This window comes from Allobosea vaviloviae (genome assembly GCF_001298265.1).
Lineage (GTDB): Bacteria > Pseudomonadota > Alphaproteobacteria > Rhizobiales > Beijerinckiaceae > Allobosea > Allobosea vaviloviae_B.
Genome location: NZ_LGSZ01000022.1, coordinates 100804 through 116537 on the forward strand (window position 1 = coordinate 100804; position 15734 = coordinate 116537).

The 15734-nt window shown below is 66.7% G+C and carries 17 protein-coding genes; 9 read left to right on the plus strand and 8 right to left on the minus strand.

What is annotated here, in order from left to right; all coding sequences use genetic code 11:
* Nucleotides 1-61: 61 nt before the first annotated feature.
* Nucleotides 62-1234, minus strand: a complete 1173-nt coding sequence (locus tag AE618_RS04320; RefSeq protein ID WP_054207818.1) for an efflux RND transporter periplasmic adaptor subunit — start codon at nucleotides 1232-1234, stop codon at nucleotides 62-64.
* Nucleotides 1235-1463: 229 nt separating this feature from the next.
* Here AE618_RS04320 and gatB point away from each other — a divergent pair, with 229 nt between their 5' ends.
* From gatB to AE618_RS04335, 3 genes are all read left to right on the plus strand, one after another.
* Nucleotides 1464-2945 carry an Asp-tRNA(Asn)/Glu-tRNA(Gln) amidotransferase subunit GatB gene (gatB, locus tag AE618_RS04325; RefSeq protein ID WP_054208002.1) on the plus strand — a complete coding sequence of 494 codons (1482 nt, stop codon included), beginning with the start codon at nucleotides 1464-1466 and terminating at the stop codon, nucleotides 2943-2945.
* A 137-nt stretch (nucleotides 2946-3082) separates the two neighbouring features.
* Complete coding sequence (locus AE618_RS04330) at nucleotides 3083-3589, plus strand: GNAT family N-acetyltransferase (protein ID WP_054207819.1); 507 nt, start codon at nucleotides 3083-3085, stop codon at nucleotides 3587-3589.
* A 210-nt stretch (nucleotides 3590-3799) separates the two neighbouring features.
* Complete coding sequence (locus AE618_RS04335) at nucleotides 3800-4288, plus strand: GNAT family N-acetyltransferase (protein ID WP_054207820.1); 489 nt, start codon at nucleotides 3800-3802, stop codon at nucleotides 4286-4288.
* Here AE618_RS04335 and AE618_RS27800 read toward each other — a convergent pair whose 3' ends face one another.
* Nucleotides 4289-4465: a hypothetical protein gene (locus AE618_RS27800; RefSeq protein ID WP_156330091.1), complete on the minus strand. Its 177-nt coding sequence runs from the start codon at nucleotides 4463-4465 to the stop codon at nucleotides 4289-4291.
* 313 nt (nucleotides 4466-4778) lie between these two features.
* On the opposite strand from AE618_RS27800, the gene AE618_RS04340 reads away from it, so the two are divergent.
* Nucleotides 4779-5486, plus strand: coding sequence for a glutathione S-transferase N-terminal domain-containing protein (locus tag AE618_RS04340; RefSeq protein WP_054207821.1), 708 nt, complete (start codon nucleotides 4779-4781; stop codon nucleotides 5484-5486).
* A gap of 139 nt (nucleotides 5487-5625) precedes the next feature.
* Here AE618_RS04340 and AE618_RS04345 read toward each other — a convergent pair whose 3' ends face one another.
* Complete coding sequence (locus tag AE618_RS04345; RefSeq protein WP_054208003.1) at nucleotides 5626-5988, minus strand: DUF2147 domain-containing protein; 363 nt, start codon at nucleotides 5986-5988, stop codon at nucleotides 5626-5628.
* A gap of 453 nt (nucleotides 5989-6441) precedes the next feature.
* On the opposite strand from AE618_RS04345, the gene AE618_RS04350 reads away from it, so the two are divergent.
* Together AE618_RS04350 and ndk are read left to right on the plus strand one after the other, a co-directional pair.
* A complete protein-coding gene (locus AE618_RS04350; RefSeq protein ID WP_082364985.1) occupies nucleotides 6442-6711 on the plus strand; it encodes an SEL1-like repeat protein in 270 nt (89 codons plus the stop codon).
* A gap of 106 nt (nucleotides 6712-6817) precedes the next feature.
* Nucleotides 6818-7240 (plus strand): nucleoside-diphosphate kinase, encoded by a 423-nt coding sequence (ndk, locus tag AE618_RS04355; protein WP_054207823.1) that lies wholly within the window; start codon nucleotides 6818-6820, stop codon nucleotides 7238-7240.
* 228 nt (nucleotides 7241-7468) lie between these two features.
* Here the strand turns inward: ndk and AE618_RS04360 are convergent, their stop codons facing one another.
* Nucleotides 7469-8293 carry a MipA/OmpV family protein gene (locus AE618_RS04360; protein ID WP_054207824.1) on the minus strand — a complete coding sequence of 275 codons (825 nt, stop codon included), beginning with the start codon at nucleotides 8291-8293 and terminating at the stop codon, nucleotides 7469-7471.
* A gap of 184 nt (nucleotides 8294-8477) precedes the next feature.
* On the opposite strand from AE618_RS04360, the gene AE618_RS04365 reads away from it, so the two are divergent.
* Together AE618_RS04365 and AE618_RS04370 are read left to right on the plus strand one after the other, a co-directional pair.
* A complete protein-coding gene (locus tag AE618_RS04365; protein WP_054207825.1) occupies nucleotides 8478-10565 on the plus strand; it encodes a molybdopterin-containing oxidoreductase family protein in 2088 nt (695 codons plus the stop codon).
* Nucleotides 10566-10668: 103 nt separating this feature from the next.
* Nucleotides 10669-11031 carry a hypothetical protein gene (locus AE618_RS04370; protein ID WP_054207826.1) on the plus strand — a complete coding sequence of 121 codons (363 nt, stop codon included), beginning with the start codon at nucleotides 10669-10671 and terminating at the stop codon, nucleotides 11029-11031.
* Here AE618_RS04370 and AE618_RS04375 read toward each other — a convergent pair.
* On the minus strand, nucleotides 11015-11734 hold the full coding sequence (locus AE618_RS04375) for a glutathione S-transferase family protein (protein ID WP_054207827.1): 720 nt from the start codon (nucleotides 11732-11734) through the stop codon (nucleotides 11015-11017). The genes AE618_RS04370 and AE618_RS04375 overlap by 17 nt on opposite strands.
* Nucleotides 11735-11853: 119 nt before the next feature.
* Here AE618_RS04375 and AE618_RS04380 point away from each other — a divergent pair, with 119 nt between their 5' ends.
* Nucleotides 11854-12642 carry a helix-turn-helix transcriptional regulator gene (locus AE618_RS04380; protein WP_082364987.1) on the plus strand — a complete coding sequence of 263 codons (789 nt, stop codon included), beginning with the start codon at nucleotides 11854-11856 and terminating at the stop codon, nucleotides 12640-12642.
* On the opposite strand, the gene purN is transcribed toward AE618_RS04380, so the two are convergent.
* The 3 genes from purN to AE618_RS04395 form a co-directional block, all read right to left on the minus strand.
* The gene (gene purN, locus AE618_RS04385; RefSeq protein ID WP_054207828.1) at nucleotides 12570-13193 is read right to left on the minus strand and encodes a phosphoribosylglycinamide formyltransferase; all 624 of its coding nucleotides are present in this window, start codon (nucleotides 13191-13193) and stop codon (nucleotides 12570-12572) included. The two genes, AE618_RS04380 and purN, sit on opposite strands and share 73 nt — an antisense overlap.
* Nucleotides 13190-14263 (minus strand): phosphoribosylformylglycinamidine cyclo-ligase, encoded by a 1074-nt coding sequence (gene purM, locus AE618_RS04390; RefSeq protein ID WP_054207829.1) that lies wholly within the window; start codon nucleotides 14261-14263, stop codon nucleotides 13190-13192. The genes purN and purM overlap by 4 nt, the downstream gene beginning before the upstream one ends.
* Before the next feature lie 115 nt (nucleotides 14264-14378).
* Nucleotides 14379-15686, minus strand: coding sequence for a M23 family metallopeptidase (locus AE618_RS04395; RefSeq protein ID WP_054207830.1), 1308 nt, complete (start codon nucleotides 15684-15686; stop codon nucleotides 14379-14381).
* Nucleotides 15687-15734: the final 48 nt, after the last annotated feature.

A 15734-nucleotide genomic window follows, 5' to 3' on the forward strand; every position in this document is an offset into this window, starting at 1 on the left:
CTGGCCTGACGTCAGGGAGGACGGCCGTGGGCCGTCCGAAACGCGATCTCGAAGGCGGCCGTCAGTTCGTTGCGGGCGGCTTGATCTGGCCCGGCTGCGGCGTGACCGTCGCGCCGGGGCGAACCATCGGATTGGCGAAGCCGCCGATCACGACCTTGTCCTGGGGCGTCAGGCCGCTGCGGATGACGCGCAGACCCCCCGTGATCTGCCCCAGGACGACCGGCTTCGGCACGATCTTGTTTTCGGGCCCGACGGTGAGGACGATCTTGCTCGCCTGGTCCGAGACGACGACGCTGTCGGGCACCAGCAGCGCATCGGCCTCGCCGGCATAGACGCGCAGCCGGCCGAAAGTGCCCGGCGTCAGGAACTGGTCGGCATTGGCGAAGACGACGCGGCCGCGAATGGTGCCCGAGCGGGCATTCAGCGCGTTGTCGACGAAGTCGATCTTGCCGCGGCGCTTCCACTCCGCCTCGTCGGCGAGGCGGACCTCGGCCGGCGTGCCGTCCTGGCGTGAGGCGCTGGAGCGCAGATTGGTGGCCTGGCGCTGATAGCGCAGGTAATCGGCCTCGGAGGCGTCGAAGGTGAAGTAGATCGGGTCGACCGCGACGATCGTCGTCAGCAGCGTTGCGCCCGACTGGCCGCCGGCGATGAGATTGCCCGGATCGACGCGGCGGTTGGAGAGACGGCCTGCCAGCGGCGCCCGCACCTCGGTCCATTCGAGATTGAGCTCGGCTGTCTTCAGATTGGCCTCGGCGCCCTGCTGGCTGCCGATCGCGCTGTTCAGATTGGCCCGGCGCTGATCGACGTCGCGCGCCGTGATGGTGCGGTTCTGCGTCAGGCCCTCGGCGCGCTCGACCTCGTTCTGGGCGAGCTCGACCTGCGCCTTGGCGCGTGCGACCTCGGCCCGGGCGGCATCGACCGAGAGCCGGTAGGGGCGGGGATCGATGGTGAAGAGCAGATCGCCCTTCTTGACGAGATCGCCATCCTTGAAGTGCAGCGAGTCGAGGAAGCCGGAGACGCGCGCGCGGACATCGACCTGTTCGCTCGCCTCGAAACGGCCGGTGAACTCGTCCCAATTGGTCACGCGCTGGGCCAGCGGCGCTGAAATCTGGACAGGCGGCGCCGGCGGGGCGCCCTGGGCGCGCGCGTCGCGGGGCGAAAGCATGGCGGCGGAGGTCGTCAGCGTCGCGGCCGACAAGGCGACAAGCATCAGACCCGAGCGACGGTTTGACATGTTAAAACTCCGGATGGCTGGGCCGGCGCAACCCTGACGGGTTTCCGGCCTGTGCCGCTACAAGAGGTGACGACTGACGATTGTCAAGTTCCATCACCCGTCACGGGAGTGGAATGGGCCATAATATGACACAATCCCGCCAAGAGGTGTCGGGAGCGCAACAGAAGCTTGCCGCACGCCCGCCGAAATCGTAACCGGGAGGCGACCCCTTCGAGCCGGAAGACCGATGATGAACGCGCATGTCCGCCCCGCCGACCCCAAGAAGCTGATCAAGGGCGCGACCGGCGATTGGGAGGTTGTGGTGGGCATGGAGATCCATGCACAGGTCACTTCCAACGCCAAGCTGTTTTCCGGCGCCTCGACCAGCTTCGGCGCCGAGCCCAACGCGCATGTCAGCCTCGTCGACGCCGCCATGCCCGGCATGCTGCCCGTCATCAATGCCGAATGCGTGCGCCAGGCCGTCCGCACCGGTCTCGGGCTGAATGCGCAGGTCAACAAGCGCTCGGTCTTCGACCGCAAGAACTACTTTTACCCCGATCTGCCGCAGGGTTACCAGATCAGCCAGTTCAAGAGCCCGATCATCGGCGAGGGCGAGATCGTCGTCGATCTCTCGCCGACCGAGCAGATCACCATCGGCATCGAGCGGCTGCATCTCGAGCAGGATGCCGGCAAGTCGATCCATGACCAGCATCCGACGATGAGTTTCGTCGATCTCAACCGCTCGGGCGTGGCGCTGATGGAGATCGTCTCCAGGCCGGATCTGCGCTCGGCCGACGAGGCGCGCGCCTATGTCACCAAGCTGCGCACCATCCTGCGCTATCTCGGCACCTGCGACGGCGACATGGAGAAGGGCAATCTGCGCGCCGACGTCAACGTCTCCGTCCGCAAGCCCGGTGACGAACTCGGCACGCGCTGCGAGATCAAGAACGTCAATTCGATCCGCTTCATCGGCCAGGCCGTCGATGTCGAGGCTCGCCGCCAGATCGGCATCATCGAGGATGGCGGCACCATCGACCAGGAGACGCGCCTCTACGATCCGGTCAAGGGCGAGACGCGTTCGATGCGCTCCAAGGAAGAGGCGCATGACTATCGCTACTTCCCCGACCCTGATCTGCTGCCGCTCGAATTCGACGATGCCTTCGTCGCCGAGCTGAAGGCGCATCTGCCGGAGCTGCCGGACGCCAAGAAGGCCCGCTTCATCGCGGACTATGGCCTCTCGCCCTATGACGCCTCGGTGCTCGTCGCCGAGCGCGAGCAGGCGGACTATTTCGAGGCGGTTGCAAAGGGGCGCGACGGCAAGGCCGCCGCCAACTGGGTCATCAACGAGCTGTTCGGCCGCCTCAACAAGGAAGGCCAGGACGTCTCGACCTCGCCGGTTTCTGCCGCCCAGCTCGGCGGGCTCGTTGATCTGATCGGCGAAGGCGTGATCTCCGGCCGCATCGCCAAGGACCTCTTCGAGATCCTCTGGTCGGAAGGCGGCGATCCCCGCGTGATCGTCGAGACCCGCGGCATGAAGCAGGTCACCGACACCGGCGCCATCGAGAAGGCGGTCGACGAGCTGATCGCCGCCAATCCCGACAAAGTCGAGCAGGTCAAGGCCAAGCCCACCATGCTCGGCTGGTTCGTCGGCCAGGCGATGAAGGCGTCGGGCGGCAAGGCCAACCCGCAGGCGCTGAACGAAATCCTGAAAGCAAAGTTGGGTATCGAGTGATCCCCCTCGTCATCCCGGACGCAGCGAAGCGGAGATCCGGGATCCATGCCTGAACCGTCCTCGGAAGCGCTCCGGCATGGATCCCGGGTCAAGCCCGGGATGACGGCGTTGTTTCCTGCGCGAACTGGACGATCGGAATGACGCCCGACGGTCTCATCGTCCGCGATGCCGAGGCCGCCGATCTGCCGGCGGTGCGGGCGCTTCTGGTCGAGACCTGGCATGCGACCTATGACGGCATCTATGGCTGGCAGCGCGTCGCCGAGATCACCAATGCCTGGCACTCGCTGGAAAACCTCTCGTCCCAGCTCGGCCGCGAGAACGGCGCCTTCCTCGTCGCCCTGGTCGGGGACGAGATCATCGCGACCGCATCCGCCCGCATCGAGCGCGATCATGCCGCGCTGCTGACGAGGCTCTATGTCATTCCGACCTATCAGGGCGTCGGCGTCGGCCGCACACTGCTGCAGGTGACGCTGGCCTGCTTTCCGCAGGCGCCGGTGGCGCGCCTCGAGGTCGAGAGCCAGAACGAGCCGGCGATCGCCTTCTACGAGCGGATGGGCTTCTTCCTGCAGCGCCAGGCCCGCTTCGACGGCCGCGACGACACACCCAACACCCTGCTGATGGCCAAGCGGCTCTTTGCCGAGTGAGTGTGCGTCGCCGTAAGAGCTGATCGAGTGACACCGCTTTCTCCCTCCCCCCGCTTGCGGTGGGGAGGGCCGGGGTGGGGGGCAGTGCCGCTCGGTGAAACGGCGCAAGGCAATAGCTTTGGCTTTCCGGCCCCCCACCCTAACCCTCCCCACCGCAAGCGGGGGGAGGGAATGAGCTTCCCTTCAAGCGATTGTACTGTGAGACGTCTGATGGACACAGCGAAGCCCGAGCCGACAGATGTCACCATCCGCCAAGCGCGCCGCGAGGATGTCGCCGGCATCGCTGCCCTCATCATGCAGGGCGCCGCGAAGCAGACGATGACGGACGCGGAGATCGCGGCGGAGGCCGCAGATCCCGCCTATGAGGAGGCCTTCGCCGCCGTCCTGGTGAGCCCCGACAACACGCTCTTCGTGGCGGAGCAGGCCGGCACGGTCGTCGGCACCTTCCAGATCACGCTGATCCCCGGCCTCGTCGCCCGTGGACGCAAACGCGCCAAGATCGAGAGCGTCCATGTCGCGCCCGAGCGGCGAGGGCAGGGCATCGGCGCCGTGATGATGCGCCATGCGGTCGATTTCGCCCGGCAGCACGGCGTCGGACTGGTCGAGCTGACCTCGAACAAGGACCGCGTCGACGCGCACCGCTTCTATCGCAATTTTGGCTTCGCGCAGAGCCATGAGGGCTTCAAGATGGAGCTGTGATCAGCCGCCATTGGGTGTCGGTGCGAGCAGTCCGGCGAGAGCTCCCACGGCGGCCGAACCCAGCGCGGTCAACACATCCGGCATGTTTCCAACGCCATGCCAGGTCAGTGCGATCGTGCCCAGCGCGACCATCAGCACCGTCGAGCCCAGGAACCCCACCACCATCCGATAGACCATGACATCGCCATCTCGTGGCAACTGGCGCTTTGCCTCGACCCCGCGCGCTTCAAGGTCGCCTCCGGCGCCGCCTGCAACGCCGCCCTCGTATCGTCGTCGGCGAGGATGTTGGACACCATCAAATCCGCAGAACGCTCCGCCATCACATACCCCCCGTCGTCCATAAAATCTTAAATTGCAGAAGTTAGTAAATACAACCAAGGATTGCATCGAAGTCAAGCGGGCGGCCGACGGCGGCGAGGAGGGCGGGGCGTGCCTTCCGTTATCGTCGGAGGCGACATAGGCTGGCGCTGTTCGCCGCAGGAAGACGTCCATGCCCATCAGCCAGACCAAGCCGATCGACCTGTATTACTGGCCGACCCCGAACGGGCAGAAGATCAGCATCATGCTGGAGGAGTGCGGGCTGCCCTACAACGTCGTGCCGGTGAACATCGGCAAGGGCGACCAGTTCAAGCCGGATTTCCTGGCGATCTCGCCCAACAACCGCATGCCGGCGATCGTCGATCCCGAAGGGCCGGACGGCGAGCCGATCTCGGTCTTCGAATCCGGCGCGATCCTGCAATATCTCGGCCGCAAGACCGGCCTGTTCTATCCGGCCGACGAGCGCGCCCGCGTCGCCGTCGACGAATGGCTGTTCTGGCAGATGGGCGGCCTGGGGCCGATGCTCGGCCAGACCCATCACTTCCGCCTCTACGCGCCCGAGAAAATCCCCTACGCCATCGATCGCTACACCAACGAGACCAACAGGCTCTACGGCGTGCTCAACAAGCGCCTCGACGGCAGGGACTATATCTGCGGCGACTATTCCATTGCCGACATCGCCTGCATCGGCTGGGCGCGGGGCTGGGAGAAGCAGGGCCAGGACCTCAAGCAGTTCCCTCATGTCGCGCGCTGGCTCGACACCATGATGGCCCGCCCCGCCGTGCAGCGCGGCATCAAGGTCGGCGAAGCCCTGCGCAACCCCGCCGGCATCTCGACGCCGGAGGAGAAGGCGGTCCTGTTCGGGCAGAAGGCGCGCTGAAGCGACGCGGTAACGATCACTCGCACCGTCATGCTCGGGCTTGACCCGAGCATCTCGGGACCAGACGTCGCCGGTGCCTCATCCGGAATGAGATTCTCGGGTCTGCGCTGCGCTCCGCCCGAGAATGACGCCCTTCACTTCAGTTCGCCCGCGTCCACTTCACCGAGCGGCAGATCAGCCCGCCCAGCACGCAGCCGGACGTCGTCAGCGCGTCGCCCGCCAGCGTCATCGTGCCGGAATAGGTCTTGCCGTCTTCCGGGTTGAAGGCGCTGCCGCTCCATTTGCCGTCTCCGGACGGCTTCATGTCGTAGAAGATGCGCTGGCCGACCTTGGCCGGCCCGGTGGTGTCCTTCAGCCAGGCCAGGGTGCCGCACATCGCCTCGCCGCATTTGGCGAAGCGCACGCGCGAGGCGCCGGTGTCGCGCAGCCAGGTTCCTGTGACGTCCTGCGCGAGTGCGTTGCCACCCGCTGAAAGCCCGATGAAGAGGCCGATTCCGGCCATGGACGCGCGACAGGCGCCCGATCCGCTCAGCATGATATCCTCCCTGTCAGACCACGCTATGCTGCATGGTTCAGATATGAACTATATCCCAGAAGCTAACGGCTTCCAAGCTGCCGCAGCGGCAGCCAAAAGGTGCGCCTCCGCGAGAGAGAGTGAATCCTCCGTCAACGCGCTTCCCCGAATTCTCCCTAAGAGCCGTTGAAAAGGTTGGGCTTTTCGGGATTCAAGCATGAATCAGGCGTTGATTTAACCGCTCGCTCATCTCTCGTTGAGCTTCGATTCATCGCGAATTTTAGCGCTGCCTTTAAGGCTGAAGGCCAAATCTCATCCTCACGAAGCCGGGGCCTTGGACGGGTGGCCGGCGACGGGAGCAAGGTCGTCGAGGGTCATTTGATCTGAAGCGTGAACCGAACTCCCGGATGCAACGACAAAGATAAAACGAGGGTGGTTGTCATGGCACGCATGGAAATGAACGCGATCCCCGCCGCGCTGGTGGTCCCCAGCGAGGCATCCGCCGAGGCCTATTACGAGCTCGGCCTGATGTATGCCGCTGGCCGCGGCATCCCGGTCGATCTGGTCACGGCGCAGAAATGGTTCAACGTCGCCCAGGCCCGCGGCTGCGGCCGGGCCGCCGCACACCGCCAGGAACTGGCGCTGGAGATGACCCGCGATCAGGTCGCACAGGCGCTGCGCGAGGCCAGGACCTTCCTCACCCGCCACTGAAACGCCCTGCCGGAGCGCAAAGCTCCCATCGACGAGCCTTGTGGGGCGGGGAGGGCGCAGCTATAAGCGCGCCGCATTCCCCCAAGATTTCCCCGAGGATTCATCGATGGCTGTTCAGCGTACCTTTTCCATTCTCAAGCCCGATGCGACGCGGCGCAATCTCACCGGCGCGGTCAACGCGGTCATCGAGAAGGCTGGCCTGCGCATCGTCGCCCAGAAGCGCATCCACCTGACCAAGGCTCAGGCCGAGACCTTCTATGCGGTCCACTCCGCGCGCCCCTTCTTCGGCGAGCTCGTCGAATTCATGACCTCCGGCCCCGTGGTCGTGCAGGTGCTCGAGGGCGAGGACGCGATCGCCAAGTACCGCGACGTGATGGGCGCCACCAACCCGGCCAACGCGGCCGAGGGCACCATCCGCAAGCTCTTCGCTGAATCGGTCGGCGAGAACACCGCCCACGGTTCGGACGCGCCCGAGGCCGCCGCCGTCGAGATCGCGCAGTTCTTCTCCGGCAACGAGATCGTCGGCTGATCGACGGCTCTTGTTTAGTTGAATGAAAAGGGGGCGGGTCGTGATCGACCTGCCCCCTTTTCTATGTCGGTTCATTGCCACTGCGCTGTCATTCCGGGCGCAGCGCAGCGGAGACCCGCAAATCCATGCCGGACCGGTTCAGGCATGGATTCCCGATCGGCGCCGCTTTCGCGGCTTGTCCGGAATGACGGCGCGGCTTTCGTCGATCCGTAGCGGCGGCTCTAGGTCTCAGAAGCCCAGATCGAAGGCGTAGCTCGCGGAGACGCCGACGGTGATCGAATCCCGTTGGCCGAAGGTCCTCACGATCGGCGACTTCGCCGCGTCGCCGACCAGATGCTTGTACTCGACATAAGCTGTCGTCTGGAACCGTTCGGTCCAGTTGTAGGTCGCCTGCGCGATGGCGCCGTAGGACAGGACGCCGCTGTTGAAGCGCTGCAGCAGCCCGCCGGTGCCGGCCGCTCCGGGAAGCGAGCCGAAATAGGTCCGCACATAGTCAGAGCTGGTGACGACCACGCGCGGCCCGATGCCGAGCTTCCAGGTGTCGTTGATGCGGGCGAAGGCGTCGAGCTTCAACTCGGCCACCAGGCCGTCATGGGCGACGATGCCGCGGCGCAGATCGACGCGGGCACGCAGCCAGGACGCGGGGTAGAATTCGGCGAAGGCGCCGGCCTCCGCTCCGAACTTGACGTCCGGTACGCCGATCAGGGCGCGGTTGGTGCTGGATTTGCGTTCCCACAGCAGATTGCCGGAGAAGCCGACGCGCCAGGCCGTGCCGGAGAAGAAGCCGATCGAGATCGCGTCGTCCTCCGCCGACCACCATGTGCTCTTCAGTCCGCGGCTCAACGAGATGATCGGCTTCGGCCGGAAGATGTAGTCGTTGGAGCCGAGATAATCGGGCTGGCGGTGCAGGCCGGCACCCAGCGTCAGCGTCCAGTTCTGGGCCGACTGGGGTGAGGTGAGGGTGGTGTAGTCGGGGGACTGGGCCTGCGCCCGCTCGGGCGAGGACATCAGGACGCAGGCGACGAGGCCCGCCAGGAACGCAACGCTACGCATGGTACTCAACTCCGGCGCGACGGCGCCACTCATGACCAGAGACCGGCAGAATGAAGCATTAGGATTAACCCCGGGTTGATGCCGCGCCTCGCGCGGCGATATGCGGCGAGGATGCACGGGGCGGGTGTGAGAGGCCACCGTCCAGGCCGGTTTCCTTTTTTTCGCCATGCGTTACGAAGGGGCTATGACGGAATTGCCACGCATCACCCATCACCCCTCGGTGTGCCCGCATGACTGCCCCTCCGCCTGTTCGCTGGAGGTCGAGGTCATCGACGGGCGCTCGATCGGCCGCGTGCGCGGCAGCAAGCGCCAGAGCTACACCGATGGCGTGATCTGCGCGAAGGTCGCCCGCTACGCCGAGCGCATCCATCATCCCGATCGGCTGCTCCATCCGATGCGCCGCGCCGGGCCCAGGGGCTCGGGCCAGTTCGAACGCATCTCCTGGGACGAGGCGCTCGACGAGATCGCCAAGCGTTTCCTGGCGATCGAGGCGCAGCATGGCGCGGATGCCGTCTGGCCCTATTACTATGCGGGCACGATGGGGCTGGTCATGCGTGACGGCATCAACCGCCTGCGCCATGCCAAGCGCTATTCCGACCAGTATTCGACGATCTGCACGACCATGGCCTGGACCGGCTTCATCGCCGGGACCGGCCGCCTCGCCGGACCCGATCCGCGCGAGATGGCGAAGTCCGACTGCGTGGTGATCTGGGGCACCAACGCCGTGCACACCCAGGTCAACGTGATGCACCACGCCATCAAGGCCCGGAAGACGCGCGGCGCCAAGATCGTCGCCATCGATATCTACCACAATGCGACGCTGGCCCAGGCGGATCTCGCGCTGGTGCTGCGGCCGGGCACCGATGCGGCGCTCGCCTGCGCCGTCATGCATGTCCTCTTCCGTGACGGCCATGCCGACCGCGCCTATCTCGCAGCCCATACCGATGCGCCCGACGAGCTCGAGGCGCATCTGCAGAGCCGTAACCCCGAATGGGCGGCCGCCATCACTGGGCTTTCGGTCGCGCAGATCGAGGAATTCGCTGCGCTCGTCGGCACGCGCAAGAAGAGCTTCTTCCGGCTCGGCTACGGCTTCGCCCGCCAGCGCAATGGCGCGGTCTCGATGCATGCGGCGCTCTCCGTGCCAACCGTGACGGGAGCCTGGCAACATGAGGGCGGCGGCGCCTTCCACAGCAACAGCGGCATCTACAAATGGCGCAAGGGCCTGATCGAGGGTCTCGACCTGCGCGATCCCAAGGTGCGCGAACTCGACCAGTCGCAGATCGGCCGTGTCCTGACCGGCGATGCGCAGGCCCTGCGGCAGGGCGGGCCGGTCAAGGCCCTCTTCATCCAGAACACCAACCCGGTCTCGGTCGCGCCCGAACAGGAATTGGTCAAGCAGGGCTTCGCCCGCGAGGACCTGTTCACCGTCGTCCACGAGCAGTTCATGACTGAGACGGCTCAGATGGCCGACATCGTGCTGCCCGCGACCCAGTTCATGGAACATGACGACCTCTACCAGGGCGGCGGCCACCAGCACATCATGTGGGGCGGCAAGCTGGTCGAGCCGCCCGGCGAATGCCGCTCGAACCACGAGGTCGTCAGCGCGCTGGCGCTGCGTCTCGGCGCGCAGCATCGCGGCTTCACGATGACGCCGCGCGAGATCGTCGACTGGACCCTGCGCGAGAGCAAGCGCGGCACGCTCGACGAACTCGTCGCCAATGATTTCCTCGACGTGCAGCCGGATTTTCGCACGGCGCATTACCTTGACGGCTTCGGCTACCCCGATCGGAAGTTCCGCTTCAAGCCGGACTGGCCGAAGGTGCCGAACGCCAATGCGGGACCGATGGGCCCGTGGCAGCAGATGCCGGCGCTGCCCGACCAGTGGGACGTGCTGGAGAACGCCGACGCCGAGCACCCGTTCCGGCTGGCAACGAGCCCGGCCCGCAGCTTCCTGAACTCGACCTTCACCGAGACGCCGAGCTCGCTGAAGAAGGAGGGCGGGCCGACGCTGATGCTGCATCCCGGCGACGCCGCCCGGCTCGGCATCGAAGCCGGCGAGGAGATCGTCGTCGGCAATGGCCGTGGCAGCGTCTATCTGACGGCGGTGCTGTTCGAGGGCGTCGTGCCGGGCGTCGTCATCGCCGAATCGATCTGGCCGAACGCTGCGCACAGGCATGGCCGTGGCATCAACACGATCACCGGCGCCGATGCGCCCGCACCCTTCGGCGGCGCGGCCTTCCACGACAATAAGGTCTGGATCAGGAAAGCGTGACAGCGCGGACCCTTGACGTCCCGGTGGCGATATGAACCATCGCCCCCGCAGGCGGGGCATGACGCGGACCTGATGCGCCTGCTTTCGAAGGACGAACGAAATCATGATGATGCGGCGGATGGGTGCGGTCTTCCTGGCCGGTGGATTGACTGTGCTGGCGGGCTTTTCGGCCTATGCGGCGAGCGGCACGAGCGCCTTGCCGCCGCCCGACCCGACCGCCAAGAACCTGACGCCCTATATGATCCAGCTTCGCGCCTTCGACGCCTGCCTTCATACGCAGTCTCAGCTTTTGAAGACGACGCGCGAGGCGGTGCACACGCCGTGTAGCTGCTACGCCAAGGGCACGGTGACCGCGATGACCAAGGACGAGATTCAGGCCTTCCGCGACACCGGCTATTTCAACGATTCGGCGCGCGAGAAGGGTCTGGGCTTCATCGACCAGTGCAAGCTCAAGCGGCCGATCTGACCGCCGCCGCGGGAAAGAAGCGCTCACCGATGCGCGCCGCATAGGCGGTGAGGCTCGGGCGCGCTTCCACCAGTTCCCGAAAGCGGGAATCGAACAGCGGACACAAGCCCGCGATCAGGAAGGCGCCGAGCGCGGCGTCGGCCCCGGCCGGCGTCTCTCCGCCGAGATAGTCGCGTTCGCCGAGGATGCCGACGATCGCGTCGAGGGCGCGCCCAGCCAGCACCATCTTCTCGGCCTGGCTGTGCCGGCCGATGCCGTGCCCGTCGAGATTGCGCCGAACCTTGCGCCGGATCATCGCGCAGATAAGCGGCCGCAGCGGCGCCGGCACCGCCTTGAAGAACTGCGCCGGGCCTCGCGCGAAATTGCCGTCGTCCAGCCAGCGCTCGTCGACCACGATCCAGTAGACCTGCTCTTCCAGCATCTTCTCGAGCGCCCAGAGCGTGCCCCGCCGCTCGGCGCTCAGGCCCTTGTCGAAATCGATGCCGTGCCGGCTTTCGAGGTGAAAGCGGATGAAGCTGGAATCGGCGACGGTGACGCCGTCATCGACGATGACAGGCAGCTTGCGCTTCGGCGCGCGTTGCAGATTGCCGGTCACGCGCTGATAGGGCAGGCCCGACAGCTTCAGCAGAAGCTCTGCCTTGATGCAGAACGGGCTCGGATCGGGCAGCCCGAAAGCCGGCCCGAAACTGTGCAACGTGATCATCGTCCCCTCCGAAGTTCCACGTCATCGTGATCGCGACGCTACTGACACGCTACTGACAAAACCTGTCAGCAGCGCTAGGGCATTCTACGATTGCTCAAGCCCAAGCGGGAACCGTCGACATGCAGCGCGCCGAACGATTGCTCGACATGATCCAGAGCCTGCGCCGCCGCCGGCGGCCAGTGACGGCCGAGACCCTGTCGGCCGAACTCGATGTCTCGGTCCGCACGGTCTATCGCGACATCGCCGCGCTCGTGCGGCAGGGCGTGCCCGTGCGCGGCGAGGCCGGCATCGGCTATGTGCTGGACGCCGGTTTCGACTTGCCGCCGCTCATGCTGTCGCCCGACGAGATCGAGGCCGTGCTGGTCGGCATGCGCTGGCTCGGCGAGCGCGCCGATCCCGTGCTGGCGCGCGCGGCGGAGGACGTCGTCAGCAAGATCGCGGCGGTTCTGCCGACCCATCTGCGGCCGATCCTGCTCGACGGCGCCCTGTTCGCGCCCGCCCATGGCCGCGACGCTCCTGTCGATCAGGTCGATGTCGCCGCCGTGCGCGCCGCGATCCGCCAGGGGCGCAAGATCGAGATGCGCTATCGCGATGAGGGCGGGCAGGACACGCAGCGCATGATCTGGCCGATCAGCATGACCTTCTATGATCGCGTGCGCATCGTTATCGCCTGGTGCGAACTGCGCCAGGCCTTCCGCCATTTCCGTACCGACCGCATCACTGACCTCGTCGCGCGCGAGGAGCGCTATCCGGCCCGCCGCGCCGATCTCTTCCGGCGCTGGCAGAAAGAGGAAGAGGCGCGCTGCAAGGAGGACAGTGACCGGCGCGAGGAGGCTCAGCGCCTGACGATGGTCCCATCGACGAGCGCGGCGCGCCCGGAGGCGACGTCGGCGAGCGCAAGCGGGTAGAGCAGATGCTCCTGCACGAGCACGCGCGCGGCCAGCGTGTCCTCGTCGTCGCCGGGCAGAACCGGGACCTTCGCCTGCTTGATCACCGGGCCGGCGTCGAGTTCCGGCACGACGTAGTGCACGCTGCAGCCATGCTCCGTAACGCCGGCCTCGAGCGCCTGGCGGTGCGTATGGGTGCCCTTGAACAAGGGCAGCAGCGAGGGATGGATATTGATCATGCGGCCTTCCCAGCGCCGCACGAACCAGGGCGTCATGATCCGCATGAAGCCCGCCAGCACGACGAGGTCGATCTGGTTGAGACGCAGCACCTCGTCCATGGCGCGCTCGAAGGCCTCGCGATCGCCCTTGAAGGCGCGGTGATCGACCGTCGCAGTGGCGATGCCCAACGCCTCCGCGCGGTCGAGCCCGCCGGCGCCGGGCACGTTCGAGAGCACCAGCGCGACCTCAGCGGGAAAGCCGTCGGCGCGGGCGGCCTCGGCCAGCGAGACCATGTTCGAGCCGCGCCCGGAGATCAGGATCCCGACGCGCGGGCGAGGCGCCGCTGCGCTCACAGCGAAAGCTTGCCGCGATAGGCGACCTGCTCCTCGCCATCGCCGACGCGCACGATCTCGCCCAGCCTGACGGGGGCCTCGCCGGTCGCCGTCAACGCCGCTGCAACCTCGTCGGCCTTGGCGGCCTCGGCCGCGACGATCATGCCGATGCCGCAGTTGAAGGTCCGCAGCATCTCGCGCTCGGCGACGCCGCCGACCTTCGCCAGCCAGCCGAAGACGGGCGGGACCGGAATGGCCGTGAGATCGAGCGACACGCCGAGCCCATCGGGCAGCACGCGCGGGATATTGTCGGGAAAGCCGCCGCCGGTGATATGCGCCAGCGCCTTGATGCCGTCGGTGGCCTTGATCGCCTGGAGCAGCGGCTTGACGTAGATCCGCGTCGGCACGAGCAGCGCTTCGGCCAGGCTGGTCTCCGGGGCGAAGGGGGCAGGGGCGTCCCAGCCGAGCCCGCTCAGCGCGACGATGCGCCGGACCAGCGAATAGCCGTTGGAATGGACGCCTGACGAGGGCAGACCGAAGACGACGTCGCCGGGCTGAAGATCGGCACGCGGCAGCAGCGCGCCGCGCTCGGCCGCTCCGACGGCAAAGCCCGCGAGGTCGTAATCCTTCTCGGCATACATCCCGGGCATCTCGGCGGTCTCGCCGCCGATCAGCGCGCAGCCGGCCTGGCGGCAGCCATCGGCGATGCCGCGGACGATCTCGACGCCGACCTTGGGATCGAGCTTGCCGGTTGCGTAATAGTCGAGGAACAGCAGCGGCTCCGCGCCCTGCACGATCAGGTCGTTGACGCACATCGCCACGAGGTCGATGCCGATCGTCGCATGCAACCCGCTCTCGATGGCGATCTTGACCTTGGTGCCGACGCCGTCATTGGCCGCGACCAGGATCGGGTCGCTGAATCCGGCAGCCTTCAAGTCGAACAGGCCGCCGAAGCCGCCGATCTCGGCATCGGCGCCGGGCCGGCGCGTCGCGCGCACCAGCGGCTTGATCTGGTCGACCATCGCATTGCCGGCGTCGATGTCGACACCCGCCTGCGCATAGGTCAGTCCGTTCGCGCCGGGCTTGCTCATGTCGTTACGCCTTCAATCCGCTCGGTTGCCCATTGCGGCGAGCGATAGGCAAGCAGGCGGCGGCTTGCAAGGCGTCTTGGCGTTTTCCCGGGGGAATCGGGCCTGGAGCGATGGCTCAGCTGGCAGCAGCGAGCTTGCCGCCAGCGCGCAGGAAGCGGGTCGGGTCGACAGGCTCGTCATTGATGCGGGTCTCGTAGTGCAGATGCGGGCCGGTCGAGCGCCCGGTGCTGCCGACGCGGCCGACGACCGTGCCGGTCGTCACGCTTTGGCCGACCGAAGCCAGGATCGCCGACATATGCGCATAGCGGGTGGTGATGCCGTTGGCATGCTCGATCTCGACCATGTTGCCGTAGCCGCCGGAATACTCGGCCGTGACGACCTTGCCCGGCGCTGTGGCGCGGATCGGCGACCCGCTCTCGGCACGGAAATCGACGCCGGTATGCATCGCCGGGCTGCGCGTGAACGGGTCGACGCGATAGCCGTAGTTCGAGGTGAAATCGACATCGCCGGTCATCGGCTTGGCCAGCGGCAGTTGCTCGACCAGTCCGCGAAGCCGCATCACCGAGGCGATTCGCGGTTGCAGCGCGCTCAGCGTCGCCTCGAAGGGGCCGGTGGACGCATCGATCTTGAACGGCACGAACGGGCCTCCGACACCCTTGGCGATGCCGCTCTGGGCGGCGAGGCGGTCGGTGTCGAGCCCGGTCTCGGACAGCGCGCCGCGCAGACGCTTCAGCGAACCGGCCAGCGCCTCGTCCATCTCCTTCAGCGCGGCGATCTGGGCGCCCGAGCTGTGGGCGATGGCGCGGTCGAGGCGGGTCAGTGCCGCATCGACACGCTGCGCTGGCGGCTGGGCCACGGCCTCGCCCGAGCGCCAGGGCGCATTCTGGTTGACGTCCGCACCGCGCAGCACCGGCGAATCGGGCGCAGGTGTCGGCTTCGTCGGCATGATCGGCGCGAAGCTGGTCACCCCCGAGGCCCGAACCGGTTCGTCGGGCTTGATCATGCGCGGCCGCAACGGCGCCTTGGGAGCGCTCACGATGCCGCCGGCCTGCAGCGTGTCGGCCAGCGCCGTGACGAGCGACTGCCGCGATTCCAGCTCGGCCTGGCGTGTCGCCAGTTCATCGACGCGGGCCTCGACGCCGTCCTGATCGAGCAAGGCGCGGCTGGCGAGGCGATCGACATCGGCGCGCAGGGAGGCGATCCGGTCTTCATAGGCGTATTGGCGGCTGGTCTCCCGTGCGATCAGCCGCGCCGCGAGGTCGTCCTTGCTCAGGACGTACCAGCCGGCGGCGCCGCTGCCGGCGGTCGTCAGCGCGAGCCAGGCGAGGCCCGCCAGCACCGTCGAGCGTCTGATCGTATAGGTCTTGTGTGTGACAAGGCCGGAGACCGGAAGGGCGGGACCTGTCGAGGCAAGATGAGTCATGTACGCGGGACCGGGAATTACGCTGCCGATCCTGCTATCAGAGGCCGT

Excerpts from the sequence above, each read along its gene's own strand:
- AE618_RS04320 (WP_054207818.1), bottom strand. The coding sequence starts at position 1,234 with ATGTCAAACCGTCGCTCGGGTCTGATGCTTGTCGCCTTGTCGGCCGCG.
- gatB (WP_054208002.1), top strand. The coding sequence starts at position 1,464 with ATGAACGCGCATGTCCGCCCCGCCGACCCCAAGAAGCTGATCAAGGGC.
- AE618_RS04330 (WP_054207819.1), top strand. The coding sequence starts at position 3,083 with ATGACGCCCGACGGTCTCATCGTCCGCGATGCCGAGGCCGCCGATCTG.
- AE618_RS04335 (WP_054207820.1), top strand. The coding sequence starts at position 3,800 with ATGGACACAGCGAAGCCCGAGCCGACAGATGTCACCATCCGCCAAGCG.
- AE618_RS27800 (WP_156330091.1), bottom strand. The coding sequence starts at position 4,465 with ATGGTCTATCGGATGGTGGTGGGGTTCCTGGGCTCGACGGTGCTGATG.
- AE618_RS04340 (WP_054207821.1), top strand. The coding sequence starts at position 4,779 with ATGCCCATCAGCCAGACCAAGCCGATCGACCTGTATTACTGGCCGACC.
- AE618_RS04345 (WP_054208003.1), bottom strand. The coding sequence starts at position 5,988 with ATGGCCGGAATCGGCCTCTTCATCGGGCTTTCAGCGGGTGGCAACGCA.
- AE618_RS04350 (WP_082364985.1), top strand. The coding sequence starts at position 6,442 with ATGGCACGCATGGAAATGAACGCGATCCCCGCCGCGCTGGTGGTCCCC.
- ndk (WP_054207823.1), top strand. The coding sequence starts at position 6,818 with ATGGCTGTTCAGCGTACCTTTTCCATTCTCAAGCCCGATGCGACGCGG.
- AE618_RS04360 (WP_054207824.1), bottom strand. The coding sequence starts at position 8,293 with ATGCGTAGCGTTGCGTTCCTGGCGGGCCTCGTCGCCTGCGTCCTGATG.
- AE618_RS04365 (WP_054207825.1), top strand. The coding sequence starts at position 8,478 with ATGACGGAATTGCCACGCATCACCCATCACCCCTCGGTGTGCCCGCAT.
- AE618_RS04370 (WP_054207826.1), top strand. The coding sequence starts at position 10,669 with ATGATGATGCGGCGGATGGGTGCGGTCTTCCTGGCCGGTGGATTGACT.
- AE618_RS04375 (WP_054207827.1), bottom strand. The coding sequence starts at position 11,734 with ATGATCACGTTGCACAGTTTCGGGCCGGCTTTCGGGCTGCCCGATCCG.
- AE618_RS04380 (WP_082364987.1), top strand. The coding sequence starts at position 11,854 with ATGCAGCGCGCCGAACGATTGCTCGACATGATCCAGAGCCTGCGCCGC.
- purM (WP_054207829.1), bottom strand. The coding sequence starts at position 14,263 with ATGAGCAAGCCCGGCGCGAACGGACTGACCTATGCGCAGGCGGGTGTC.
- AE618_RS04395 (WP_054207830.1), bottom strand. The coding sequence starts at position 15,686 with ATGACTCATCTTGCCTCGACAGGTCCCGCCCTTCCGGTCTCCGGCCTT.